Here is a 24,278-nt window from a genome sequence, read left to right on the forward strand (position 1 = left end):
AACCTCGTTACGCCAATAAAAACAATTAGTTGCTGGTTATGCCGCTACTTGTAATGCAATTATTGATCGTTGCCATATCTGTAGGAAAGCCACGCTCTTTTGCGAGTAATTGTGCCACCTTGGTTATATCTGCATGGTTGTGTTGTTGAAGATACGTCCACTGGTGATGTGTACGATGCTCATTTATGTGCGCATCGCCGCTTATTAAGCCAAGTTTAGTAAATTCGGCGACTATTTCATCTGCAGCGATTAAGGTAGATGATGCTTTTACGTTTTCGGCTCGTGCGTAGCTAATATGCGAATATAAGCTAACATCTGCGACGCGCAAAGTGTCGTCTTCGCCAGGGATTTGCTGGCCGCCAAACAAAGCATTGTTTTGTGTATTGGCACTTTTAAATGCTGGTACAAACTCGGCTACATAATCAATGGCTTTTTGACTACGTGCTTTTAATACCCGCTGATCCCACCCATTATTAATATAATTTAAATATTTATCAGGCAGTTGTGGCTGCGCCGTTTGCTCAGTAGTATCGGCTAAGCCATCGTTAAACAAGGTAATTGAGTTGGTCATACCATGAATTTGATAATAGCCATTAGGATAAGGCGTTAATTGTGCCATGCCCTCGGGTGTACCCCGATTACCATAAATAATAATTTCGGGTATTTGCCCGCCAGCCCCTTGCCAGTGCGTAATGTATGAGGCTTTAAATTCGACCATACGCTTGGACTTTACGCCGACCATGTCATCAACAATACCAGTTTGAAAGCCACAGGCATTTATAAGGTAATCTACCTCTACTGTTTGGGTTGTGCTACTTTGGTTGTTTTGGTATTCAATTTTCCATTTTGGCATTTGGCTGCCAGCACTGTTTTGCTCAACTTGGCTAACTTGCTTAACCTCAGTACTGGTAAGTACGTTCGCGTGTTCGTACTGAGCAAGGGCCAGTTGCGCACTGGCCGATAACCTAAAAATATTCCAGCCGTATTCTTGAGCAACAATTAGCGGGTATTTTACTTTGTTTAAGTTTAAGTGCTTAGCTACGGGGATCATCCATTCATCGAGCGTTTTAGGCTGTGCAACTTGCTCTTTTTTACTCAGCGCTATCATTTGCTCATGGCTATACAGCTGATAGTAATTATCAGGCTCGCCAAGCACCTTGTTATTACAATCTTGTTCAACGAGCTCTTTATATGCGTTGGTAATTTTATCTAAACGTGGCAGTAAATCGTCGGGTGAATCGTCATCGCGTGTTGGTACTGCAAACACGGTTGGGCGCACGTCTATGGTGAAGGGGTATAGGCGTAATATATCAATACATTGTTTGAGTAAGTCTATGCAGTCTTCGTCTGGTATTTCACGGTATAAGTTACCGCCCGCATGTAAATGACACATGGGCGGGCCATCTATTAGTGACTTTTTTTTCTCAAAAATAGTGGTTTGAATACCAAGCGCAGCCAAACGTATAGCTATTGTTGCTCCCGCTGTGCCGCCACCTAAAATGCCCACACGGGTTTTAGGCTGAGTACTTTGCGGTACTTGCGGCTCTGCCGTGACCTGTGTGTTTTGAGCATAGCGTTTAATATATGGGTGCGTCATATAGCGGGTTATTTCCTTAGTAACAAAAGCTGTAACCTTTAATATGTGTACTAAAGTAGGTAAATTCAAGGCGTAAATACAATTAATAAGCTCATGTATTTAATATAAAAAACTGCTTTGCATTTGAAAACACAAAGCAGCCCAAATTAGCCCTCTATACTGAGGGTATTAAGTAAGGTTTTGTATATTTGCAGTTTAGGGGTTTGCTCGCTGTATGGGCTTATAGCCAATATAGGAAATGGCAAGCGTGCTTTTAACGAATCAAGGTTAGCTTGGTATTCGTCCATATTTGGGTCTACTTGGTTGGCAATCCAGCCTACACAGTTTATGCCTAAACTTTGCATATGGGCAGCGGTAAGTAAGGCATGGTTTAAGCAGCCTAGTTTCATGCCTACGACTAAAATTACCGGAAGTTGCTCGGCTTTAACCCAATCGTATAAATAATCGGTGTTATTAATTGGCAGTGCCCAACCACCCGCGCCTTCGGTTAAATGATAATCGGCACCTTGTTGTTTAAGGGTTGCGTACGCTGTGCTTAATTTATCAAGTGTAATAGTGACCCCTACTTGGTCTGCTGCTATATGCGGTGCAATAGGTGGTGCAAAGGCAAACGGATTTATTACATCGTATTTGGCACTTACCGTGGCGCTTTCCATTAGCATAAGTGCATCAGCATTTACCAGCTGATCAAACGCCATTTCGCAGCCTGCGGCAAGTGGTTTAAAGCCAATTGCGTTTTTTTTATGTTGGGCGAGTAGCTTTAACAGCAAACTAGTAACGTGGGTTTTTCCGGCGTCGGTGTCGGTACCGGTAATAAAAAATTCTTTCATTTTACTGCCTTGATCAATTTTAACGTGTGCTACTTACGTATTTGTAATCGGTTTTTTTAAAGATAATAATACCACATGGTACGACACACACGCTTGATTGTTTAAAAGCGGATACGCATTGCACACCCGTTGTAGCGCCGACTTAGTTAATAGCCCTTGGCGTGAGTTAGCATGGTTTTGCGTTGTAGCACCAATGGCTTTAATAGATTTAATGGCTTTTAACGGGCTTGAGTAACAATCGGTATAAATTACTTTTTGCGAGCTATTAATACTAAACCCCGCTTTTTGGACCGACTGGTTTATATAAGCGTGTGTATTAAAGGTATTTATATGGCTGCGGTTATCAAGCGCTGCAAACGCTGTTTTAATTTCGTTAAGCGACCCTGCCACCACTGTGCTTATATAAGCCTGCCCACCTGGCTTTAAGCTTTTATAAAGCGCCTGCATTAATTTTTCAAAATTGGCCGACCATTGCACTGCAAAGTTACTAAATACAACGTCAATACTGTTGGCTTGAAGTGGCAGGTTATCCATATCGGCGCAAACTTTTGGGTTAGTTAATGCAGCGCTTTTAAGCATGTTTAAGCTTAAATCTATAGCAATTACTTGGCCGTATTGTTTGCTTAGCTGTGAGGTATTAACCAGTGGGCCAGCTCCTAAATCAACACACCATTTATTTTGCTTGTATGACTGGGTGTTTATTAATTTAAATAAATCGCTTGATGCCTGTTTTTGTACATTTGCATGGCTGTTGTATTGCTCAGCTGCTTTAGAAAAATTATTACTTGCCCCCTTTTTAAGGGCTGAATGGGGGCGAACTTGCTCAGCATTTATATCTGAAAACGCCGGCTTTTTATTTACAGTTTGCGCACTGTGGTTATCAGTTAAGGCCTGCGTAATCATGCTATTGCGCCTTTTAAGTGCTCAACAAGAGTGGTTATATCTGCATGGGTATGCGCTGCAGTTAAGGTAACACGTAACCGCGCGGTATTATGCGCAACAGTAGGCGGGCGAATAGCCGTTAACCAAATACCCTGCTGTTTAAGCTTTTGCGCTGCGTGCAAGGTTTGCTCGGCGCAGCCAAGTACAATGGGCTGAATAGCAGTGTCTGAGTTCATTACAGCAATAGCGTGGTGTTTACAAAGCTGCTTAAAAAAAGCAATGTTACTACTAAGCTGCTGGCGTTTATTATCTGCGCGCTTTATGGCTTGCAAGCGCGTAAGCGTAAGTGCTGCCATAAGTGGCGACATAGCCGTTGAATAGGTGTAGTCGCGATTAAACTGCAGCATGTAATTAATTAATTGGTTATTTGAAAGTACACAGGCCCCGCTACTTGCGACCGCTTTTCCAAATGTAATAACCAGTATTTCAGGCAGTGCTAAGCCCTCATCCAACAATGCCTCGCAGCTACCTAAACCGGTTTTACCTAATGCGCCAAAACCATGTGCATCGTCAATCATAAGCCAAGCATTGTGCTCTTTAGCTAAAGCAAGCAGCTCTTTTAAGGGGGCGGTGTCGCCATCCATCGAAAACACCCCTTCGCTAATAATCAGCTTATTGTGTGCTTTTGATTTTTCGAGCCGCGAACGTAAGTGTTTTAAATCGTTATGATTAAAGCGCACTAGTGCGGCATTTGAGTGCATTGCACCATCAATCAAACTGGCGTGGTTTAGCTTATCTTGAAAAATTGCACTGTTTTGTGCAGCACTTTTATCACTAAACAGCGCTTTAATTACACTGCTATTTGCACTAAACCCCGAGTTAAACACCATGCCAGCTTCGTAGCCAAGCGCGCTACATAAGTATTGCTCTAACTCTTGTTGCTGCGCCTGATAGCCAGTAACTAAGGGAGAGCTGTGGCTACCAAGTAGGTTGTTTTGCTCAAGCTTTATACTGCAATCACCAAAGCCTAAGTAATCATTACTGGCAAAGTTAAGGTAAGTTGCGTTATTTACCGTAATGGTACGTGCTGTAGCGCGTTGCACTACATGGCGTTTGCGTAATAATGCATCTTGCTGGCGCGCTTGAATATGCGTATTTATAAATTCAAATGGCATAAAGGCTAGGCTTACGCTTCGTAGAATAATTCAGATGTTGCTTTATCAGCTACTTGCGATGAAAGCGACGCCGCAACGGCTTCGTCTGAATAGTCTTGGTGTTTTTCTGGGTTCATGCCTAACTTTTTAATAAGCTTCATGTCGGCATCGGCCTCTGGGTTTTCTGTTGTTAATAGCTTATCACCATAGAATATTGAGTTAGCGCCTGCAAAAAAACACATCGACTGCATTTGCTCGTTCATGGCGCTGCGCCCTGCCGATAAACGCACGTAGCTGTGTGGCATCATAATACGGGCAGTTGCTATGGTGCGTATAAATTCAAAATGATCTAAATCGTCTACGTTTTCAAGCGGTGTGCCTTTTACTTTTACCAGCATATTAATAGGTACGCTTTCTGGTTGCTGTGGTAAATTTGCCAACTGCATTAATAAACCGTATCGGTCTGCAGGCTGCTCACCCATCCCTACAATACCACCTGAACATACTTTCATGCCGGCATCACGAACGTGATCTATGGTATTTAATCTGTCTTCAAAGGTACGGGTCGATATAATTTGTTCGTAATATTCAGGCGAGGTGTCGAGGTTATGGTTGTAATAATCAAGGCCTGCATTACTTAGTTCATGTGCTTTTTCGTTGGTAAGTTTACCAAGGGTCATGCAAGTTTCTAGGCCGAGTTCTTTTACTTCTTTTACCATTTTAGAAATATAGGGCATGTCTCTGTCTTTTGGATCTGACCAGGCTGCGCCCATACAAAAACGCGTCGCGCCTTTTTGTTTAGCTAGGCGTGCTTGTTCTACCACTTTTTCTACCTCGATTAAGCGCTCGCGCTCTAAGTCGGTTTTATAGTGTCCCGATTGTGGACAATATTTACAGTCTTCTGGGCAAGCGCCTGTTTTAATAGATAGTAAAGTAGATATTTGTACTTCGTTAGGATTAAAATTAGCGCGATGAACCGAGGCCGCTTTAAACAATAAGTCGTTAAATGGCATTTCAAATAATGCTTTTACTTCTGCGTGGGTCCAATCGTGGCGAACAGGTGCATGTTCCATAGTAGTCTCTTATTTTTCTCAGTGGTGATGTTGGATTAGTCTACGTCTTGAAGTACCATTGTCAACGAAACTCACCACCCCAAAGTTTACATATGAATAAAAAACAATCGATTGACCTAGATTTTGATCGTGATCACATTTGGCACCCCTACACATCTATGACACAGCCTATCCCTGTGTACCCTGTTACTCATGCCAAACACAATATAATTTACCTAGAAACCGGCGAGCAACTTATAGATGGTATGGCCTCATGGTGGAGCGCAATTCATGGCTATAATCACCCAGTATTAAATAACGCCATGATTGAACAAATTAATACCATGAGCCATGTAATGTTTGGCGGCATTACCCATAACAGCGCGGTAGAGCTGTGTAAAAGGCTTATTACAATTACCCCACCGGGTTTAACTAAAGTATTTTTAGCCGATAGCGGCTCGGTTAGTGTAGAAGTAGCCATAAAAATGGCGCTGCAATATTGGCTAAGCCAAGGCATTACCATCAAGCAAAAGTTAATGACGCCGTATAAGGGTTACCATGGCGATACGTTTGCCGCTATGAGCGTGTGCGATCCGGTTAATTCTATGCACAGTTTGTATAAAGGTTTTTTACCTGAGCATGTGTTTGTACCTGCCCCTGTAAGTAAATTTGATGGCGATTTTGACCAAGCAGAAGCACAAACGCTAGAGCGCTACTTTAAAGCGCACCACCACGAGGTAGCCGCTTTTATAATTGAGCCTATTGTACAAAATGCCGGAGGCATGAACTTTTATCACCCCGCGTATTTGGCCTGCGTTCGTAAATTATGCACGCAATATAATGTTTTACTGATTTGCGATGAAATAGCCACTGGGTTTGGCCGCACAGGTAAATTATTTGCTGTAGAGCACGCTAATATAGAGCCCGATATTTTATGTATTGGCAAAGCCCTTACCGGTGGCTCAATGACCCTTTCAGCCGCACTAACCAGTGAAAAAATAGCCACGGGTATTAGTGAAGGCGAAGCCGGTGTTTTGATGCACGGACCTACTTTTATGGGCAACCCCCTTGCCTGCGCAGTTGCCTGCGCCAGTATAGATTTGCTCTTAGCGCAAAACTGGCAGCAACGCATTAACGATATAAATACGCAACTACAACAACTTAATAAATGTAACGAATTAGATGCTGTAGCCAATGTACGTACTTTAGGTGCTATAGGCGTTGTAGAGCTCACTGATGTTGCTGGGAGTGTGGATGTTGCAAAAATTCAAGCTTACTTTGTTGAGCAAGGCGTATGGATTCGCCCGTTTGGCAAACTTATTTATCTAATGCCCCCGTATATTAGCGACTCAGCTAGTATAAAAACCCTATGCGATGCTATTTACACAGCTATTGCTGGTAAGCATTACTGCTAAGCGTTAAATTATACCTATGAAGCAGAGCCATCATTTGCCTGTTAGGTATTAATTTTGCTCAGGTTTTGAGCTTTTTATTAGCGTATTAGTTATATTGATTTTAGTAAATATTACGGATATGATAATGTCTATCATTTACAATTACCTTTTCGGACTCTCTACTATGAAACACCTTTCTAAATCTGTAAAAACACTAGGTGCAAGCCTATTGTTAGCTTCTGCTTTTGCTACACAGCCTGTGCTAGCTAACGGCCCAATTGGTGAGCACGTAAACCACTTACAAGAAAACATTAAAGACTATTCAGAAGAAGTTGAATGGATGGTTGGTAAAGTAGACACCATGGTAACTGACTACAGCAAAAACGGCGCTAAAGCAGTTAAAAGTGATGATTTAATTGAGTATTGGGAGTCGGTTAAGTTTCACAGCGCCATTGAAACTAACTACGTACCCGTGTACGCCTCTATTTGGCAAGGAATTTATGGCGTAAAAATGGCTATTGATAACAACAAGCCTGCCCAAGAAGTGCGCAAACAGCAAAAAGCCATGAACATAGCCTTGTGGCAAGGTCTTGGTGCTGTTAAGCTTGCCGCAAAATTCCAGCAAAAAGGCTTACTTGATACAGTTAAAGCCACTGCAACAGAAGGCATGACCCAAAGTGCCACAATTGACGAAATCAAGCATAAGCTTGACCGTGTTGTTGCTAAGTTTGCAGAGCGCTTAAACGAAGAAGCCACTGAAATTGTTCACGATACGTATTTACACCTGTTTGAAGGCGTAGAAGGTACGCTTATTGAACAAGATGCAAAATTAGTTGAAGTACTGGAAAAAGATTTTAACGTAACACTTCCACAAACTATTAAAAGCGCTAAAAGCGTTGATGAAGTACGTGACGTGGTAAGTGATATGCACACTAAATTAGACCGCGCTAAAACGCTAATTGAAAAAGCGGAGAAGTCGCGTAAGGATGTTTTTTAAGTGAAGCGTAGGACCTTTATACAAGGCCTAGCTGCGTTAGGGGTTGTTGGCGCTATGCCACTGCCCCTTTCTCGCGCACTAGCTGCCGATATAGCAAACCCAGTGTCTGTTGATAATTTACCAAAGCTTAAAGGTGATTTAACCTTATACCTTGGCCGTGGTGAAGGTGGTTTGTATGAAAATGTATTACAAGCGATTCAGAAAAAAAATCCCGATTTTAATTTAGCTATTCGCCGAGGTCCAACCGCTGCGCTTGCCAATACCATAGTGGCAGAAGCCAAAGCAGGCGTACGTAGAGCCGATTTGTTTTGGGCGGTTGACTCAGGCGCTATAGGCCTAGTGACTGATGCAGGCCTTGCAAAGCCGCTGCCTAGTGATTTATCTGCACAGTTACAACCACAATTTAGATACGATCAATGGGCGCCGGTTACCGGTCGGATCAGAACTTTGCCGTATAACACATCGCGTTTAACTAAAGATCAAATTCCTACAAGCATAATGGACATTGCAGATAGCGATTTATCAATTGGTTGGGCCCCTGCTTATGCTTCGTTTCAATCGTTTGTTACCGCTATGCGTATTTTAGAAGGCGATGATAAAACGGCTAAATGGCTTAAAAAAGTTAAAAAGCGCGCTAAAACCTATGCTGGTGAACTCGGTGTTGTTATGGCGGTTGAACGTGGTGAAGTAGATATTGGCTTTGCTAATCACTATTACACATTACGTCTAAAATCAGGTAAACCCGATGCTAAACTTGATTTAGCCTTTACCGAACAAGATGCAGGCTGTTTAGTCAATGCCTCGGGCATACTTACGCTTAATGATGACCCGCTTGCGACTAACTTTATGCGTTATTTACTAAGCGAAGAAGTGCAAGGTTATTTAGCACGCGAAGCTTACGAGATACCGCTTGTTAATGGTATTACTCAGCCCGAAGGCTTGCCTTCTTTAAGTGATATTTCTCCACCAAAAGTTGATTTGACACAACTTGCGGATTTACGCCCTACCATCAACTTGATGCGCAACAACGGCGTTTTATAAATGCGAATACCTGCTTCTTACCCAATGGCGCTGCTTGCAGCGCTCATTACGATTACCCCTGTTTATATTTTAATTACCCTTGCTAGCGACACCAGTACCCTTTTTGACAGTCATAACTTAAAAATACTGGGCAATACGTTATCGCTAATGGGCTTAACCGTATTAGGTTCAATTCTAATTGGGGTGCCACTGGCTTTCATAAGTGCTTATGTGCATTTGCCTTTTAAAAAAATATGGCTGGTAATTTTTGCCGCGCCATTGGCTATTCCAAGTTATATTGGCGCATTTACTTTATATGCTGCGTTTGGCCCAGGCGGTGAAATAAATAATCTACTTGGCTTTGAAACCCCACCCATGTACGGGTTAAGTGGTGCAGCCATTGTAATGACCTTATATACATTCCCTTTTGTAATGATGACCACACGCTCATCTTTACTTAGTTTAGATGCCAGCATGGTAAACGCAGCGCGTACTTTGGGTATGTCGATGACACAAAGTGTGTTTAAAGTGATTTTACCTCGTGTAGTAAATGGTATTGCAGCAGGCTCGTTATTAGTAGCGCTTTATACCCTTTCGGATTTTGGTACTCCCGCCATGATGCGCTTAGATACCTTCACTCGGGTAATTTATGTAGAATACAATGCGTTTGCGTTAGGGCGTGCTGCCATGCTGTCGTTACAATTAATGGTAATTGTGGGCTTTTTACTATTAATAGAGTCACAAATAAAAACCGCCTCTGAGCGCCACGGTCGTCCACTTGTTTTGTTTCCATCTAAATGGCAAGTAACAGCGATGATTGCTACCTTTGGCCCTATTTTATTACTCGCTATTGGTTTACCGCTGGCAATATTTTTTGTTTGGTTAGCGCGCGATGGTTACAGCAATTTTGACTTTAGCATAGCGTGGAACTCAGCCTATGCCTCAGCGATTGCCGCCATAGTGGCAGTTATTGTGGCTATTCCTGTTGCTCACGCTGCTTTAAGCGGAAAGGCCGGTAGAGTTATGGAGCGTGTTACCTACTTTGGTTTTGGTATTCCCGGTATTGTAATGGGCACTGCCCTTGTTTATGGTGGTTTACAGCTGCCATTTTTATACCAAACGTTAGCGCTTTTAATTATCGCTTATATGCTTAGGTTTTTACCACTTGCCGTTGGCTCTGTTCGCACTAGCACAGAACATTTAGATCAAAGCTTAATTAAATCGGCACGCGTACTCGGTGCTAGCCCACGTGAAGCCTTTACTCGCATTACCTTACCATTAACAATGCGTGGTCTTATTGCCGGCGCTGCATTAGTGTTTTTAGAGTCAATGCGCGAACTTGAAGCAACACTATTGCTAGGCCCTACCGGGTTTGAAACCCTCTCAACCTATTTATGGCGGGTCTACGAAGCCGGATATTTTGGCCGTGCTGCCATTCCCGGTTTATTGTTAGTGGTGATTTCTGCCTGTGGCTTAGCTATTATGATGTCTGGCGAAAAACGTAACCAACTCGAACATTGAGGATTTAAATACAAATGCTATCTGTAAGCCAGTTGTCTATAGATTACGGCAGTAACCGTGTTGTAAGCGATTTAAATATATCGTTAGGTGACAATGAAATTCTCATGCTAGTGGGCCCTACGGGTTGTGGTAAAAGTACAATATTGCAAGCACTTGCAGGGCTTATCCCTATCAGTGAGGGTGAAATAAACGTAGGTAAGTGGCGAGCAACGCCCACCCTCAATGTGCCCCCTGAAAAACGCAGTGTGGGCATGGTATTTCAAGATTTTGCGTTGTTCCCTCATTTAACCGTTGAGCAAAACATTTGTTTTAGATTAAAAGACACTGCCATTGCCGATCACTGGATTAAACTACTTGGTCTAAATGACTTTAGATCAAAAAAACCAGCCACCCTCTCTGGTGGTCAAAAACAGCGTGTGGCACTTGCCCGTACACTTGCCCACCAGCCTGATTTTGTATTGCTCGATGAGCCACTTTCTAACCTCGATGCCGCATTAAAAGATATGCTGCGCTGGGATATTAGAAATGCCCTTAAAGAAGCCGGTGTGCCTGCAGTGTGGGTTACTCATGACCAAGAAGAAGCGCTTTCTGTAGGTGATCGTGTGGGTGTATTACAAAACGGTAAAATACAGCAGCTCGATAGCCCTGAACAATGTTTTAGCATGCCAAACAACCGCTTTGTGGCACGCTTTTTAGGTGAGGCAAGCTTTATTGCTGGACAGTTTGAAAATGGCCAAGCAACCACCAGCATTGGTGTAGCACCTGGCCAAGGTGTAGACTGTGATAGGGGCGATGTAGATGTATTGCTGCGTCCCGATGATGTACAGCTTATCCAAAACTTAAATCAACCTAATGGTGAAGTTGTTTGGGTACGCTTTGAAGGTGGCAGCCGTTTATGTGCGGTTAAATTAAGCTGTAATACGCTCGTTACTAGCCGTGTCAGCCACGAGGTTGTGGTCAACCCCGGCGACAGCGTTCATGTTTCAATTGTGACTACTCACCCGCTGGCTGTGTATAATACCAACTCGCAATAATATCTAATCAATTTTGCGGAGCTAAACATGTCGCTATCTGCGTTAAAAAATTCTCATCTAGAACAACTAAATAGCGAATTTTTTGCCTTACTATCAACACGTTTTTCCATCCTCAAAAGAGATCACTTACTTATGCGGGTTAGTATAAAAAACAATAATTAAACGATGAGGTAGCTATGCCTAAACAGGGTCCTAATCCAAATAATCCTGCCCCTGTTGAGGGCTTTCCTCAGGTTGGCTTTTTAAAAAACTTTATTACCTCGCCTAATATAGTTGTGGGTGATTATACCTATTACGACGATCCTGACGGCCCTGAAAACTTCGAAAAAAATGTTCTTTACCATTTCGATTTTATTGGAGACCGCCTCATTATTGGGAAATTTTGCGCCATAGCTAAAAACGTAACCTTTATAATGAACGGCGCTAATCATCAAACCGCGGGGTTTTCTACCTATCCATTTTTTATATTTGGCAACGGCTGGGAAAAATCAGCCCCGCAGGCTGGCGAGTTACCCTTTAAAGGCAATACAGTTATTGGTCACGATGTATGGATTGGTTATGACGCAACTGTAATGCCGGGGGTTAATATTGGCAGTGGCTCTATCATTGCAAGTAAATCGGTGGTGACCTGTGATGTACCTGCTTATAGTGTGGTAGGTGGTAACCCAGCAAAAGTAATTAAAACTAGGTTTGATAGCAACACTATAAGCACCTTATTAGAAATAGCCTGGTGGGATTGGAGCAATGAAAAAATCACTGCTCATCTAGATGCCATTACTCAGTGTAACTTAAGCGCTTTAATAAAGCTTAAGTAATCCATAAGTAACACTCACCTACCATTCAAACATATACGCCATTTTGCTAATAGTTTTTAAGGGCACATTATGCGTATTGCGCTTGGCGTATAAGTGTTGCATAGATTTATCTTTAACCTCACCTACAATCACTTCTTTAACTTGGTAGCCAAGTGCATGAGCTGCTTGAGAGTACGCAATAAACTCCCATTTTTTTATATTGGTGTTATCAACAATGACAAGCGGAATATTTTGCGCTAACGCATTTATAAAGCGCGCTAAATTTAAGTTATGATATTGCGGTAATTTAAATTTATCAAAGTGGTATTCACCTTGCTCATTAACGAAGTAGTCATCGGTTGAACAAATCAAATACTGGCTTGAATCTACTCCACCTAGCTCATCTGCTAGGGTTTGGGCATAGTAAGACTTACCACTTCCTGGTAGCCCTCTTAAAATAAAAACTTGTTTCATAGCATCCATTTTTGGGTAATGGTAAACGTTTATACGAATATTTTAATAATGCCACAAAATCAGTAAATTTAAGAGTACCAAATAATAATAGTGGTAATTTAAAGCAAAAAACGCTGTAAAAGTAACCCACATGCATAAAAACTTTTAAAGAGTTGCTCACAATAGTTTTTTTATTTTATTTAACTAGGTAAGATACACGGTTCAAGTTCAACGCACTAAATTTAACCGCTGCGTTGAGTAGTTAATATTATACAGTTAGCCAACTTATATCATTGGAGTGAAGATGAGCCATTTAGCGATTTCAGAGCTATTAAAAGGCAATGTTGCGGTAGACAGCCAAGTAACAGTAAAAGGCTGGATCCGTACACGCCGCGATTCAAAAGCAGGAATATCATTTTTAGCCGTTCATGACGGTTCGTGTTTTGATCCTATACAAGCGGTAGTTCCTAATTCACTAAATAATTATGATGAAGTTACTAGCCTAACAGCCGGTTGTTCTGTGTCGGTTACTGGTGTGTTAGTACAATCTGCAGGTAAAGGACAGTCTTTTGAAATTCAAGCTAATTCTGTCACTGTGTTAGGTTGGGTAGAAAACCCTGATTCATACCCTATGTCGGCTAAACGCCACAGCATTGAATATTTACGTGAGCACGCTCACCTTCGCCCTCGCACAAACATGATTGGCGCAGTAACACGTGTACGTAACTGTTTAGCACAAGCTATTCACCGTTTTTACCACGAGCAAGGTTTTTACTGGATCAGTACACCAATCATCACAGCAAGTGACTGTGAAGGTGCAGGTGAAATGTTCCGCGTTTCAACGCTAGATATGCAAAACTTGCCGCGCACTGATAAAGGCGATGTTGATTACAGCGAAGACTTTTTTGGTAAAGAAGCCTTTTTAACTGTATCTGGCCAATTAAATGGTGAAACATACGCATCGGCCATGTCAAAAATTTACACCTTTGGTCCTACGTTCCGCGCAGAAAACTCAAACACATCTCGCCACTTGGCTGAGTTTTGGATGGTTGAGCCTGAAGTTGCATTTGCTGATTTAGAAGACATTGCAAAACTTGCTGAAAACATGCTTAAGTATGTATTTAAAGCGGTACTAGAAGAGCGCCGTGACGATATGGAGTTTTTTGCTCAGCGTATCGAAAGAACAGCGATTAGCCGTTTAGAAGAATTTGTAGAAAAAGACTTCGCGCAAGTTGATTACACTGATGCCGTAGAAATACTTAAGTCATGTGGTAAAAAGTTTGAATACGCAGTTGAATGGGGTGTAGATTTACAATCAGAGCATGAGCGCTACTTAGCAGAAGAGCACTTTAAAGCACCGGTTGTTATTAAAAACTACCCGCGCGATATTAAAGCGTTTTACATGCGCCAAAACGAAGACGGTAAAACCGTTGCCGCTATGGACGTTGTAGCACCTGGCATTGGTGAAATTATTGGTGGTTCACAACGTGAAGAGCGCCTTGATGTACTTGACGCGCGTTTAGATGAAATGGGCTTAAACAAAGAAGACTACAGCTGGTACCGCGATTTACGTAAATACGGTAGCGTGCCACACTCTGGCTTTGGTTTAGGTTTTGAACGCCTGGTTGCCTATGTAACAGGTATGGGCAACGTACGTGATGTAATCGCCTTCCCTCGTACTAAAGGTAGCGCGACCTACTAGTCAAGTTAATTGGTTTTAAAAGCCAGCTTTTTTGCTGGCTTTTTAATGCCTAGCGTATTTTAATGCCTGTGTAAGATACTGTATATAAATTAGAGATTTATAAATTTTGAGCTATAGTTTTATAACAAATTCGTTTTGGACTAATAGCATGATAAAAAACCTTATTTTAGCAGCTACCGTACTGCTTTCTTCATCAAACATAGCAACATCCGTTTCCAATATTGATCCACAACACAAACCGTTACTTATTGGTGGCTCCTCTTCGGTTACACACCTTTTGCATTTAATAAAACCTACCTTTGAAAAACAAACCAATACCGCCATGCAAATTCGCTCTATGGGAAGTACCAAAGGCATTAAAGCCATAGCAGAGAACATTATAGATATTGGCACGTCTTCGCGTTATTTAACCAACGCCGAACAAGAAAAATACCCTCACGTTCGCCAAATTATTATTGCGCAAGATGCGTTGGTCTTTTTCACTAACAAGAAAAATAATATCGACTCGCTAAGCATTGAGCAGCTTAGTAATATTTATGCGGGTAAATATAAAACATGGCAAGAAGTTAACCCAGATTATGTACCAGAGACACAAAGAGATAACAAAATTTTACTTTTTAGTAAGGCCTATAATCATGGCACATTTGATATTTTGTTAGAGTTTTTAAACCTAACGTTTATGCGCGTACCAAACGCCAATACCATTAAAATAAAGCAAACCGGTAACCGCGGTTTATTTCCAAAAACTGAAGTACAAATGTACGACGAATTTAACCAAGCGCTTGGCATAGTACAACGTATGCCTAATGCTATTGCCTTTGACTCTTATGGCGCTGTATCTCAACTACAGGGGTCTAAAAAAATTAATAAAATAAATTTACTGGGTATCAATGGCGTTGACGTTTCTGATGAAACCATTAAAAACGGTGAATATACGTTTGTTCGCCCCCTTATTTTATTAGTAAATAGTCAATCTAGCCGCTCTGTAGAACAAACCGATTTGTTGCTTAATTTATTAAAAAATAAACGTGTTTTAGATACTTTGTCAGCACATCATTACTCTATGGTTGAGGTGGAATAAAAAAGCCGCAGGAACCTAAGTTCACCGCGGCTTTACAACCAGAATATGTTTAAAGCGCGTTTTCAAGCTGCGGTAATACGTCAAATAAATCAGCAACTAGACCGTAATCTGCTACCTGAAATATTGGCGCGTCTGGGTCTTTGTTTATTGCAACAATGACTTTTGAATCTTTCATACCTGCTAAGTGCTGAATAGCACCACTAATACCTACGGCAATATATAAGTTAGGGGCAACAATTTTACCTGTTTGCCCTACTTGCATATCATTAGGAACAAAGCCTGCATCAACGGCTGCGCGCGATGCACCAATAGCTGCACCTAACTTATCGGCAATACCGTTTAATAACGCGAAATTTTCACCGTTTTGCATACCACGACCACCAGAAATAACCACTTCTGCAGCTGTAAGCTCCGGACGTTCCGACTCAGTTTGCTCAACGCTTACAAAGTCACTTAGCTGCACATCATTCGCAGCTTCCAATGCACTAATATTGGCAGGCGATTGTTCGTTTTGTAAGTCAAAGCTGCTCGCACGTACGGTGATTACTTTATTGTTATCTAGCGACTTAACCGTAGCAATGGCATTACCAGCGTAAATTGGACGTTTAAAAGTTTCGCTATCTACCACTTCAATTATTTCTGAGATTTGCGCCACATCCAAAAGAGCGGCCACGCGAGGCATAAAGTTTTTACCCGTGGTCGTTGCACTGGCAACAATATGTGTATAGTCATCGGCTATGCTTAAAACAAGCTCAGCCATATTTTCAGCTAATTGATGCTCATAAAGGGTATTGTCAGCGGTCAATACATTAGTAACCCCTTCAATACAGGCCGCTTTCTCACTCATTGCGCCTAGGTTTGACCCTGCTATAAGCACATCTATATCAAAACCTAATTTACTTGCCGCATTTATTGTTTTTGAGGTTTCTGGTTTTAGTGCACCGTTATCGTGCTCTGCAATTACAAGTGTTTTCATTTAAATCACCTTTGCCTCTGTTTTAAGTTTTTCAACTAGTTGGGCAACATCTTCAACAATAATGCCCCCACTGCGCTTAGCCGGCTCTTCTACTTTTATTAATTCTACGCGCGGTGTTAAGTCAACACCTAATGAATCTGCTGCTATGACATCGAGAGGTTTGCGCTTCGCTTTCATAATATTAGGCAGCGATGCATAACGCGGCTCGTTTAAGCGCAAATCGGTAGTTACAATAGCGGGCAGTTTTAGAGCAACCGTTTGTAAGCCACCATCTACTTCTCGGGTAACATTAACTGTATTGCCGTTTATATCTACTTTAGAAGCAAATGTACCTTGGCTGCGCTTAGTTAAAGCCGCTAACATTTGGCCTGTTTGATTGTTGTCTGAATCAATAGATTGCTTGCCAAGGATAACCAGTTCAGGAGCCTCTTGCTCCACTAATTTTGCTAATAATTTAGCGATGTGCAGTGACTCTAGTTTTTCATCTGTTTCGATGTGAATGGCTTTATCTGCACCTAATGCAAGTGCAGTGCGTAGCTGCTCTTGAGCAGCTTTTGCACCAATTGTTACTGCGATAACCTCAGTGGCTGTACCCGCTTCTTTTAATCGAATCGCTTCTTCTATAGCAATTTCACAAAATGGGTTCATTGCCATTTTTACATTTGCTAAGTCAACGTCACTGTTATCAGCCTTTACGCGTGCTTTAACGTTGTAATCGATCACTCTTTTTATTGGAACGAGAACTTTCATAGGAACTCCATCTATATTTAAACCTACAAGCTAACGTGTACGTCAACCTATTTATTTTATGAATTCAGACTACTTCCTGTTGACGTAAACGTCAACCTAAAATAACCTTAAAGTATTCACAGCCTGTAACATTTAATGTGCAAGTATTAAAAAGGCTGCATTGCTTATCTAATTTAGCTAAGCCCGTCATTGATTAAGAGGTTATTATGGTCGAACGTGAAACCATGGAATTTGATGTAGTTATTGTAGGCGCGGGCCCAGCAGGTCTTGCCAGTGCCATTAAGCTCGCGCAACTAGCTCAAGAAAAACAACAAGAACTGAATATTTGTGTAGTAGAAAAAGGCTCCGAAGTAGGCGCGCATATTCTTTCAGGGGCGGTATTTGAAACTAAAGCCTTAGACGAGCTTTTACCAAACTGGCAAGAACTTAACGCGCCTATTACAACGCAAGTCTCCCACGATGAAATTTATTGGTTTAATAACGGTGAAAAAGCCACCGCCCTCCCTCGCTTTGCGACCCCTAAAACATTTCATAATGAAGGCAATTACATTGTATCGATGGGGAATGTGTGCAGGTGGCTTGCAGAGCAAGCCGAAAACTTGGGCGTTGAGATATTCCCAGGCTTTAGTGCTCACTCTTTAATTATTGAGCAAGACATTGTCAAAGGGATTATCACGGGTGATATGGGTGTTGATAAAGATGGCAATGAAAAAGATGGCTATATGCCAGGTATGGAGCTTCGTGCCAAATACACGATATTTGCTGAGGGTTGTCGCGGCCATTTAGGGAAACAACTTATCAATGAGTTTGCGCTTGATAAAGAAGCTTCGCCACAACACTATGGCTTAGGCTTTAAAGAAATATGGCAAATTGATGCAAGCAAACACCAACAAGGCAAAGTAGTTCATGGTACGGGCTGGCCACTGAGTGGCGATACTAATGGCGGCTCATTTATGTACCATTGTGAAAACAATCAGGTGGTTGTAGGTTTAATTGTTGACTTAAATTACACGAACCCTCACCTAAGTCCATTTGATGAGTTCCAACGAATGAAACACCACCCTGTGTTTAAACACACCCTTGAAGGGGGGGAACGTATTGCTTATGGTGCTCGCGCTATTGCCAAAGGCGGCCTTTATTCATTACCAAAAATGCATTTTGCAGGTGGGCTATTAATAGGTTGCGATGCCGGTACACTCAATTTTGCCAAAATCAAGGGTAATCATACTGCAATGAAGTCGGGGATGGTGGCGGCAGAAGTTATTTTTAATGCACTTAACATGGGCCACGCCAATACAGATTTAGCTGAATACACAAACGAGTTTGAAAATTCATGGGCTTATAAAGAGCTATACCAATCGCGTAATTTTGGCCCTGCGATGCATACATTGGGTAAATTTGTTGGAGGTGCGTACAACACCCTAGATCAAAACATCTTCAACGGTGCTCTGCCCTTTACCTTTAAAGATAACACGCCAGATTACGACACGCTTAAAGATGCAGCTAACAGCCCTAACATTGACTACCCTAAGCCTGATGGCCTACTTAGCTTTGATAAACTCTCTAGCGTGTTTTTATCTAATACTAACCATGAAGAGTCGCAGCCTTGCCATTTAAAGCTTAGAGATCCCGCCATTCCTATTGCGGTTAATTTAGTAAAGTTTGATGAACCCGCACAGCGCTATTGCCCTGCAGGGGTATATGAAGTGCAACAAATTGAAGGTGAAGATCAGTTTGTGATTAATGCTCAAAACTGTGTGCACTGTAAAACCTGCGACATAAAAGACCCAAGCCAAAACATTACTTGGGTAACACCCGAAGGTGCTGGCGGGCCAAACTACCCAAATATGTAACTATTTTATGCATAAAGGCGTATAAAAAACGCCTCTTTTACATATAAATTATAAACTTATCCTAAATTGCAGGGGCTTCGGCCCCTTTTTTACGTTATGCTCTTAATTAAGTTTAACAAAGTGAGAGTTTAATATGCCGTCGTCAAATGTTGTATTTCGTTTTTTAGCAGAGCCAACCGATGTAAATTTTGGGGGAAAGGTCCACGGTGGTGTGGTCATGAAATGGATTGACCAAGCGGGCTATGCCTGTGCTGCCGGATGGAGTGGTCATTACTGTGTGACTGTTTCTGTAGCTGGGGTTAAATTTAGACGTCCTATCCTTGTAGGTCAAATTGTAGAGGTAGAAGCCAAAATAGCGCATACAGGCTCAACCAGCATGCAAATATTTATTCAAGTGCGCTGTGGCGATCCTAAAACACAAAACATGGTTGAAACTAACCACTGTGTTATTAGTTTTGTAGCTATGGACGAAACAGGTTACCCAGTAGAGGTTCCTGCATTTAAAGCAGTAACAGATGAAGATAAAAAATTAGAAAACTATGCAATTAAGATGAAACAGATTGCGATAGAAACAGAAAACTTGCTTCATAAAGTATAAACGTACAATGTAAAACTCACAAAAAACCGTGTAAAAGGTACAAACCTTATTTAGAAAACAAAAATTCAAAAAAGTTCACTCTGCTTATAAAAAATACAAAAACAACCTATATTAGCCGTAAATGTCCTTTTTGCGGCTATTTTGTAATCAATTATTGTTATTGGCATGCTCGCTGCAAATATCTAATTGTCGTTTGATAAGTTGGTCAAACATATATTATTTTTTAAAGGAGCTATACAATGATTAAAACACTTTCTCTTTCTGCAATTGCTTTAGCAACACTGGGTTTTAACTCTGCAGCACACGCTGATATTACGGATTTTGATTCTCCTCGCATTTATACAGGTGTAGGCTATGGTCAATACTCGTTTGAATTTGAAGACAGCGAAAATGACACTGAATTTGACGACGATGCACAAATGCTTAAAGGGTACATTGGTACACAGTTTAATGAACACTTTGGCCTTGAATTGGCTTATCAAAACTTTGATGAAGTAAGTGACATTGACAGTAAAGCGGAAGTCGATGGTGTATCATTAGCAGCCACTTTAGCGGCACCGCTTTCTGAAAGCTTTTCGGTATATGCTAAAGGTGGTTGGTTTGAATGGGATGCAGATGTAGAACAAGAGCTTCCTGTTGGTAGCATTTCAGCATCACAAGACGGCGGCGACGTATTTTACGGTGCAGGTATTCAGTACGCGTTTTCTAGCAATGTTCAAATGCGTTTAGAATACGAACGTTACGAATTAGATGATGACATTGACCCAGAAATGGACGTAGCATCAGTGTCAATTCAATACATGTTTTAATAGTAATTAAATTAAAGTTAAGGGTGAGCCATGTGCTCACCTTTTTTAATTAACCCATGTTTACCCACCACCTTAACTTTTGTTTTGGATGCATATAAACCATACGGTCTAAAATATTACCCTCTAACTGTACTGCTATAACTTATAAATAGAGGTAGAATACTCCCCTATTTTTTAAATAAATAAGCATTATGAGCGAATATAGCATTTCGGCAGTTGGTCACATTCAGTCTCCCTATAAACAAAAGTTTGCAATACCTAGACAACCTCGTTTAGTACCTCAAGCAAAAGCCAAACTTATTTTTACCACTGAGTTTAACCGCGAAGAATTTGTACGTGGTATTGAAGAATTTAGCCACATTTGGTTATTGTTTAGATTTCATGAAACTGCCGATAAAGGCTACTCTGCGATGGTGCGCCCTCCACGATTAGGCGGAAATGAGCGTAAAGGGGTATTTGCAACCCGTGCTACGTTTAGACCCAACGCTATTGGTATGAGCGCTGTAAAACTTGAAGGTGTAGAGTATAAAAACGGCCAACTTAGTTTACTGCTTGCTGGTATAGATTTACTCGATGGCACGCCTATTGTGGATATAAAGCCTTACTTACCGTATTCAGATGCAATGCATGACGCCAGTGCAGGCTTTGCCGATACGCGACCAGAAACACAAATGAGTGTTGAGTTTACACCCGAGGCAATTGACTTTATTGCCACACAAACACACTACCCAGAGCTCAAAGATTTTATTGCTAATGTATTAAAACAAGACCCACGCCCAGCTTATAAAAAACAAAAACAAGGCGAACAAAGTTATGGCATGACACTGTATAATTATAATATACGCTGGCAAGTCAACGGCGAGCATAACTTAGTAACAAGTATAGAAAATACCTAAAAAGTGCAGTTAGCGCTTTAGTGTAAAAGCAAGCGCTGGTAAACTTAGCGCCCTATTAAAAAGAACATATTACTTAATTTCGGAAAAATCATGCGTACCAGTCAATATATACTCGCAACACTTAAAGAAACGCCATCAGATGCTGAAATTATTTCGCATCAATTAATGCTTAGAGCCGGTATGATCCGTCGCGTCGCTTCGGGTTTATATACTTGGTTGCCCTCTGGTTTACGCGTACTTCGTAAAGTAGAAAATATTGTTCGTGAAGAAATGGATAAAGCCGGTGCAATAGAGATGCTTATGCCGGTAATTCAACCTGCCGATTTATGGCAAGAGTCTGGCCGTTGGGAACAATTTGGCCCTGAGCTGGTACGATTTAACGACCGTCATAATCGTGAATTTGCGCTTGGTCCTACTCATGAAGAAGTGATCACCGATTTTGTTCGTAAAGAAATTAGCAGCTACAAACAACTGCCTGTTACTTTGTACCAAGTACAAACTAAAGTACGTGATGAAAGACGCCCTCGTTTTGGTGTAATGCGTGCGCGTGAATTTACGATGAAAGACGCCTATTCATTTCACTTAAGTGAAGCGTGTTTAGACGAAACCTATCAAGTTATGCATAAAGCATACTGCAATATTTTTGAACGTTTAAACCTTGAATACCGCCCTGTGCTTGCCGATACAGGCTCTATTGGTGGTAGCTTGTCGCATGAGTTCCATGTACTTGCTGAATCGGGTGAAGATGCAATTGCCTTTAGTGATGCAAGCGATTATGCAGCTAACATTGAAAAAGCAGAAGCGCTAGCACCAACACAAAGTCGCCCTGAGCCATCTAAAGAGCTTAAAGCGTTTCCTACACCGGATGCTAAAACAATTAGCGAGCTTAAAAAGCACTACGGTGTTAAACCACACCGCGGCGTTAAAACATTAATTGTGTACGGGACACCAGATGAAAACGGTCAACGTGGTTTAGTTGCTCTTGTACTGCGTGGCGATCATGAGTTAAACGAATTAAAAGCTGAAAAGCACCCACTGGTTGATTCACCGCTAGAAATGGCAACTGAGGCCGACATAGTTGCTGCCGTGGGTGCAAAGCCTGGGTCACTTGGCCCTGTGGGCTTAACAATGCCTATTATCGTTGATAGAACTGCTAACGTAATGGCTGATTTTGTAGCTGGTGCTAATAAAGATGACGAGCACTTTAGCGGAATTAACTGGGATCGCGATGTTAAAGAATATCAAGTTGCTGATATTCGTAACATTGTTGAAGGCGATCCAAGCCCGTGTGGACAAGGCTCTTTACAAATTAAACGCGGTATTGAAGTTGGTCATATTTTCCAACTGGGTACAAAGTACTCAGAAGCCATGAAAGCAGGCGTACTGAGCGAGTCGGGTAAAAACCAAGTAATGACGATGGGTTGTTACGGTATTGGTGTATCGCGCATTGTAGCAGCGGCTATTGAGCAAAATAATGATGATTACGGTATCATTTGGCCACAATCTATCGCTCCATTTGATTTAGCGATTGTACCAATGAACATGCATAAGTCGCATCGTATTCCTGATATTGCTAATAACCTATACCAAGGTTTAAAAGATGCAGGCCTAGATGTTTTATTTGATGACCGTAAAGAGCGCCCAGGCGTTATGTTTAACGACATGGAATTAATGGGTGTACCTTATACTTTAGTGATTGGTGAGCGTAATCTTGATGAAAACAAGGTTGAGCTTAAAAATCGCCGCACCGGCGAAAAGTTAATGGTTGATCTAGACACCGCAATTGAGACTATCAAAGCGGCTGTTAAAGGTTAATAACATCTACGCTTAAGCACACTACGAGGCCGCATTTAAACATGCGGCCTTTTTTATGTGCCTTTAATCGTAATGTATATAAGAGCCGCTCGGCTAATCGCCTCTTCCAACACAATAAACTTTTAATTGCGTGGCATAAGATAATTGTCATGGAGGCTTCGCTAAAGTGTCTCATAAGTGTCATTAGATTTATCTACATTGTTTAATTATTGCACTATGGATGACGGGCATGACAAACAATCAACAGCGCAAAAAGCAACATTATCCAGCCGTTTGGATATCGGATGTACACTTAGGGTATAAAGACTGTAAAGCCGACTATTTATTAGATTTTTTAAACGCAATTGAATGCGATACGCTTTATTTAGTGGGTGATATTGTTGATTTATGGTCGATGAAACGGCACTTTTATTGGCACCCATCCCATTACCAAGTGCTTAGTTGCATTCAACAAAAAGCCCTTGATGGCACCCGTGTAATATATATACCTGGCAATCACGACGAGACCTTTCGCCACTACATAAATCAAACTTTATTTGGTGTAGAAGTCCACCAGCAGTTTATTCACACCACTAAAGCCAATAAGCGCTTTTTGCTGCTACACGGTGATGATTTTGACTCGGCAACCCGCTACAACAAGCTAATTAGTATTGCAGGCGATGCAGGTTACGACTTGCTACTGTTTTTAAATCGTTGGACTAACCGCGTTCGTAAAGTGTTTGGCGGTGACTACTATTCGCTTGCTGCGTGGATAAAAGCACGCGTACATAAAGCCCGTGAAGCCATTTCTGCTTTTGAAGATGCCGCTATTCATGAGGCAAAAAAACAAAAGGTCGATGGCATTATTTGCGGACACATCCACCACCCTAAAATTAAAGTGGTAGATGGCATAGTGTACTGTAATGATGGTGATTGGGTTGAAAGCTGTACCGCATTAGTTGAGCAACCAAGCGGAAAAATAGCGCTGTTGCATTGGTCTGATACGCAAAAAGTACTTGATACAGCCGATGTAACCAGCTTAGTTAAACCTATTCAAACTGATACCAAACCAAATAAGTCAGCAGCGTAAC

Annotated in this window: 22 protein-coding genes; 14 read left to right on the forward strand and 8 right to left on the reverse strand. The window is 41.6% G+C overall.

Translation table 11 applies throughout. The features are described 5' to 3' along the window. Positions 1 to 25: 25 nt before the first annotated feature. From CWC16_RS07655 to bioB, 5 genes are all read right to left on the reverse strand, one after another. Complete coding sequence (locus CWC16_RS07655; RefSeq protein ID WP_138541113.1) at positions 26 to 1,597, reverse strand: FAD-dependent oxidoreductase; 1,572 nt, start codon at positions 1,595 to 1,597, stop codon at positions 26 to 28. Positions 1,598 to 1,743: 146 nt separating this feature from the next. Further along, positions 1,744 to 2,427 (reverse strand): dethiobiotin synthase, encoded by a 684-nt coding sequence (gene bioD, locus CWC16_RS07660; protein WP_138541114.1) that lies wholly within the window; start codon positions 2,425 to 2,427, stop codon positions 1,744 to 1,746. Between the two features lie 33 nt (positions 2,428 to 2,460). Next, positions 2,461 to 3,330 carry a methyltransferase domain-containing protein gene (locus CWC16_RS07665; RefSeq protein WP_138541115.1) on the reverse strand — a complete coding sequence of 290 codons (870 nt, stop codon included), beginning with the start codon at positions 3,328 to 3,330 and terminating at the stop codon, positions 2,461 to 2,463. Next, a complete protein-coding gene (locus CWC16_RS07670; RefSeq protein ID WP_138541116.1) occupies positions 3,327 to 4,484 on the reverse strand; it encodes an aminotransferase class I/II-fold pyridoxal phosphate-dependent enzyme in 1,158 nt (385 codons plus the stop codon). Before CWC16_RS07670 ends, CWC16_RS07665 begins: the two co-directional genes overlap by 4 nt. 11 nt (positions 4,485 to 4,495) lie before the next feature. After that, positions 4,496 to 5,536 carry a biotin synthase BioB gene (gene bioB / locus CWC16_RS07675; RefSeq protein WP_055017659.1) on the reverse strand — a complete coding sequence of 347 codons (1,041 nt, stop codon included), beginning with the start codon at positions 5,534 to 5,536 and terminating at the stop codon, positions 4,496 to 4,498. A 92-nt stretch (positions 5,537 to 5,628) separates the two neighbouring features. On the opposite strand from bioB, the gene bioA reads away from it, so the two are divergent. From bioA to CWC16_RS07705, 6 genes are all read left to right on the forward strand, one after another. Then, entirely contained in the window at positions 5,629 to 6,930 is a 1,302-nt protein-coding gene (gene bioA / locus CWC16_RS07680; RefSeq protein WP_138541117.1) for an adenosylmethionine--8-amino-7-oxononanoate transaminase, read from the forward strand. A gap of 163 nt (positions 6,931 to 7,093) precedes the next feature. Then, positions 7,094 to 7,906 (forward strand): hypothetical protein, encoded by an 813-nt coding sequence (locus CWC16_RS07685; RefSeq protein ID WP_055014838.1) that lies wholly within the window; start codon positions 7,094 to 7,096, stop codon positions 7,904 to 7,906. Beyond that, positions 7,907 to 8,947 carry an extracellular solute-binding protein gene (locus tag CWC16_RS07690; RefSeq protein WP_138541118.1) on the forward strand — a complete coding sequence of 347 codons (1,041 nt, stop codon included), beginning with the start codon at positions 7,907 to 7,909 and terminating at the stop codon, positions 8,945 to 8,947. It begins immediately after the preceding gene. After that, on the forward strand, positions 8,948 to 10,447 hold the full coding sequence (locus CWC16_RS07695) for an ABC transporter permease (protein WP_138541119.1): 1,500 nt from the start codon (positions 8,948 to 8,950) through the stop codon (positions 10,445 to 10,447). Positions 10,448 to 10,461: 14 nt separating this feature from the next. Beyond that, positions 10,462 to 11,481 carry an ABC transporter ATP-binding protein gene (locus tag CWC16_RS07700; protein WP_138541120.1) on the forward strand — a complete coding sequence of 340 codons (1,020 nt, stop codon included), beginning with the start codon at positions 10,462 to 10,464 and terminating at the stop codon, positions 11,479 to 11,481. 176 nt (positions 11,482 to 11,657) lie between these two features. Continuing rightward, positions 11,658 to 12,296 (forward strand): Vat family streptogramin A O-acetyltransferase, encoded by a 639-nt coding sequence (locus CWC16_RS07705; RefSeq protein ID WP_138541121.1) that lies wholly within the window; start codon positions 11,658 to 11,660, stop codon positions 12,294 to 12,296. 18 nt (positions 12,297 to 12,314) lie between these two features. On the opposite strand, the gene CWC16_RS07710 is transcribed toward CWC16_RS07705, so the two are convergent. Beyond that, on the reverse strand, positions 12,315 to 12,749 hold the full coding sequence (locus CWC16_RS07710) for an ATP-binding protein (protein ID WP_055014843.1): 435 nt from the start codon (positions 12,747 to 12,749) through the stop codon (positions 12,315 to 12,317). Between the two features lie 283 nt (positions 12,750 to 13,032). Here CWC16_RS07710 and asnS point away from each other — a divergent pair, with 283 nt between their 5' ends. Next, positions 13,033 to 14,430 carry an asparagine--tRNA ligase gene (gene asnS / locus CWC16_RS07715; RefSeq protein WP_138541122.1) on the forward strand — a complete coding sequence of 466 codons (1,398 nt, stop codon included), beginning with the start codon at positions 13,033 to 13,035 and terminating at the stop codon, positions 14,428 to 14,430. Between the two features lie 148 nt (positions 14,431 to 14,578). After that, positions 14,579 to 15,511 carry a PstS family phosphate ABC transporter substrate-binding protein gene (locus CWC16_RS07720; protein WP_138541123.1) on the forward strand — a complete coding sequence of 311 codons (933 nt, stop codon included), beginning with the start codon at positions 14,579 to 14,581 and terminating at the stop codon, positions 15,509 to 15,511. Between the two features lie 49 nt (positions 15,512 to 15,560). Here the strand turns inward: CWC16_RS07720 and CWC16_RS07725 are convergent, their stop codons facing one another. Both CWC16_RS07725 and CWC16_RS07730 read right to left on the reverse strand, forming a co-directional pair. After that, positions 15,561 to 16,487 (reverse strand): FAD-binding protein, encoded by a 927-nt coding sequence (locus CWC16_RS07725; RefSeq protein WP_138541124.1) that lies wholly within the window; start codon positions 16,485 to 16,487, stop codon positions 15,561 to 15,563. Next, a complete protein-coding gene (locus CWC16_RS07730; RefSeq protein ID WP_138541125.1) occupies positions 16,488 to 17,237 on the reverse strand; it encodes an electron transfer flavoprotein subunit beta/FixA family protein in 750 nt (249 codons plus the stop codon). A gap of 206 nt (positions 17,238 to 17,443) precedes the next feature. On the opposite strand from CWC16_RS07730, the gene CWC16_RS07735 reads away from it, so the two are divergent. The 6 genes from CWC16_RS07735 (at position 17,444) to CWC16_RS07760 (ending at position 24,277) form a co-directional block, all read left to right on the forward strand. Then, a complete protein-coding gene (locus CWC16_RS07735) occupies positions 17,444 to 19,090 on the forward strand; it encodes an electron transfer flavoprotein-ubiquinone oxidoreductase (RefSeq protein ID WP_138541126.1) in 1,647 nt (548 codons plus the stop codon). Positions 19,091 to 19,223: 133 nt separating this feature from the next. After that, positions 19,224 to 19,688 (forward strand): acyl-CoA thioesterase, encoded by a 465-nt coding sequence (locus CWC16_RS07740; RefSeq protein WP_055014849.1) that lies wholly within the window; start codon positions 19,224 to 19,226, stop codon positions 19,686 to 19,688. 239 nt (positions 19,689 to 19,927) lie between these two features. Further along, positions 19,928 to 20,497 (forward strand): outer membrane beta-barrel protein, encoded by a 570-nt coding sequence (locus tag CWC16_RS07745; protein WP_055019747.1) that lies wholly within the window; start codon positions 19,928 to 19,930, stop codon positions 20,495 to 20,497. A gap of 191 nt (positions 20,498 to 20,688) precedes the next feature. After that, positions 20,689 to 21,393: a tRNA (N6-threonylcarbamoyladenosine(37)-N6)-methyltransferase TrmO gene (gene tsaA, locus CWC16_RS07750; protein ID WP_055014851.1), complete on the forward strand. Its 705-nt coding sequence runs from the start codon at positions 20,689 to 20,691 to the stop codon at positions 21,391 to 21,393. Between the two features lie 90 nt (positions 21,394 to 21,483). Continuing rightward, on the forward strand, positions 21,484 to 23,208 hold the full coding sequence (locus CWC16_RS07755; RefSeq protein WP_138541127.1) for a proline--tRNA ligase: 1,725 nt from the start codon (positions 21,484 to 21,486) through the stop codon (positions 23,206 to 23,208). Between the two features lie 229 nt (positions 23,209 to 23,437). Continuing rightward, positions 23,438 to 24,277 carry a UDP-2,3-diacylglucosamine diphosphatase gene (locus tag CWC16_RS07760; RefSeq protein ID WP_138541128.1) on the forward strand — a complete coding sequence of 280 codons (840 nt, stop codon included), beginning with the start codon at positions 23,438 to 23,440 and terminating at the stop codon, positions 24,275 to 24,277. Position 24,278: the final 1 nt, after the last annotated feature.

This window comes from Pseudoalteromonas sp. S3776 (assembly GCF_005886915.1).
GTDB lineage: Bacteria > Pseudomonadota > Gammaproteobacteria > Enterobacterales > Alteromonadaceae > Pseudoalteromonas.

Excerpts from the sequence above, each read along its gene's own strand:
- CWC16_RS07730 (WP_138541125.1), bottom strand. The coding sequence starts at position 17,237 with ATGAAAGTTCTCGTTCCAATAAAAAGAGTGATCGATTACAACGTTAAA.
- CWC16_RS07705 (WP_138541121.1), top strand. The coding sequence starts at position 11,658 with ATGCCTAAACAGGGTCCTAATCCAAATAATCCTGCCCCTGTTGAGGGC.
- CWC16_RS07655 (WP_138541113.1), bottom strand. The coding sequence starts at position 1,597 with ATGACGCACCCATATATTAAACGCTATGCTCAAAACACACAGGTCACG.
- CWC16_RS07695 (WP_138541119.1), top strand. The coding sequence starts at position 8,948 with ATGCGAATACCTGCTTCTTACCCAATGGCGCTGCTTGCAGCGCTCATT.
- asnS (WP_138541122.1), top strand. The coding sequence starts at position 13,033 with ATGAGCCATTTAGCGATTTCAGAGCTATTAAAAGGCAATGTTGCGGTA.
- CWC16_RS07710 (WP_055014843.1), bottom strand. The coding sequence starts at position 12,749 with ATGAAACAAGTTTTTATTTTAAGAGGGCTACCAGGAAGTGGTAAGTCT.
- CWC16_RS07760 (WP_138541128.1), top strand. The coding sequence starts at position 23,438 with ATGACAAACAATCAACAGCGCAAAAAGCAACATTATCCAGCCGTTTGG.
- bioD (WP_138541114.1), bottom strand. The coding sequence starts at position 2,427 with ATGAAAGAATTTTTTATTACCGGTACCGACACCGACGCCGGAAAAACC.
- CWC16_RS07700 (WP_138541120.1), top strand. The coding sequence starts at position 10,462 with ATGCTATCTGTAAGCCAGTTGTCTATAGATTACGGCAGTAACCGTGTT.
- tsaA (WP_055014851.1), top strand. The coding sequence starts at position 20,689 with ATGAGCGAATATAGCATTTCGGCAGTTGGTCACATTCAGTCTCCCTAT.
- CWC16_RS07670 (WP_138541116.1), bottom strand. The coding sequence starts at position 4,484 with ATGCCATTTGAATTTATAAATACGCATATTCAAGCGCGCCAGCAAGAT.
- CWC16_RS07725 (WP_138541124.1), bottom strand. The coding sequence starts at position 16,487 with ATGAAAACACTTGTAATTGCAGAGCACGATAACGGTGCACTAAAACCA.
- CWC16_RS07735 (WP_138541126.1), top strand. The coding sequence starts at position 17,444 with ATGGTCGAACGTGAAACCATGGAATTTGATGTAGTTATTGTAGGCGCG.
- CWC16_RS07665 (WP_138541115.1), bottom strand. The coding sequence starts at position 3,330 with ATGATTACGCAGGCCTTAACTGATAACCACAGTGCGCAAACTGTAAAT.
- CWC16_RS07720 (WP_138541123.1), top strand. The coding sequence starts at position 14,579 with ATGATAAAAAACCTTATTTTAGCAGCTACCGTACTGCTTTCTTCATCA.
- bioB (WP_055017659.1), bottom strand. The coding sequence starts at position 5,536 with ATGGAACATGCACCTGTTCGCCACGATTGGACCCACGCAGAAGTAAAA.
- CWC16_RS07755 (WP_138541127.1), top strand. The coding sequence starts at position 21,484 with ATGCGTACCAGTCAATATATACTCGCAACACTTAAAGAAACGCCATCA.
- bioA (WP_138541117.1), top strand. The coding sequence starts at position 5,629 with ATGAATAAAAAACAATCGATTGACCTAGATTTTGATCGTGATCACATT.
- CWC16_RS07740 (WP_055014849.1), top strand. The coding sequence starts at position 19,224 with ATGCCGTCGTCAAATGTTGTATTTCGTTTTTTAGCAGAGCCAACCGAT.
- CWC16_RS07685 (WP_055014838.1), top strand. The coding sequence starts at position 7,094 with ATGAAACACCTTTCTAAATCTGTAAAAACACTAGGTGCAAGCCTATTG.
- CWC16_RS07745 (WP_055019747.1), top strand. The coding sequence starts at position 19,928 with ATGATTAAAACACTTTCTCTTTCTGCAATTGCTTTAGCAACACTGGGT.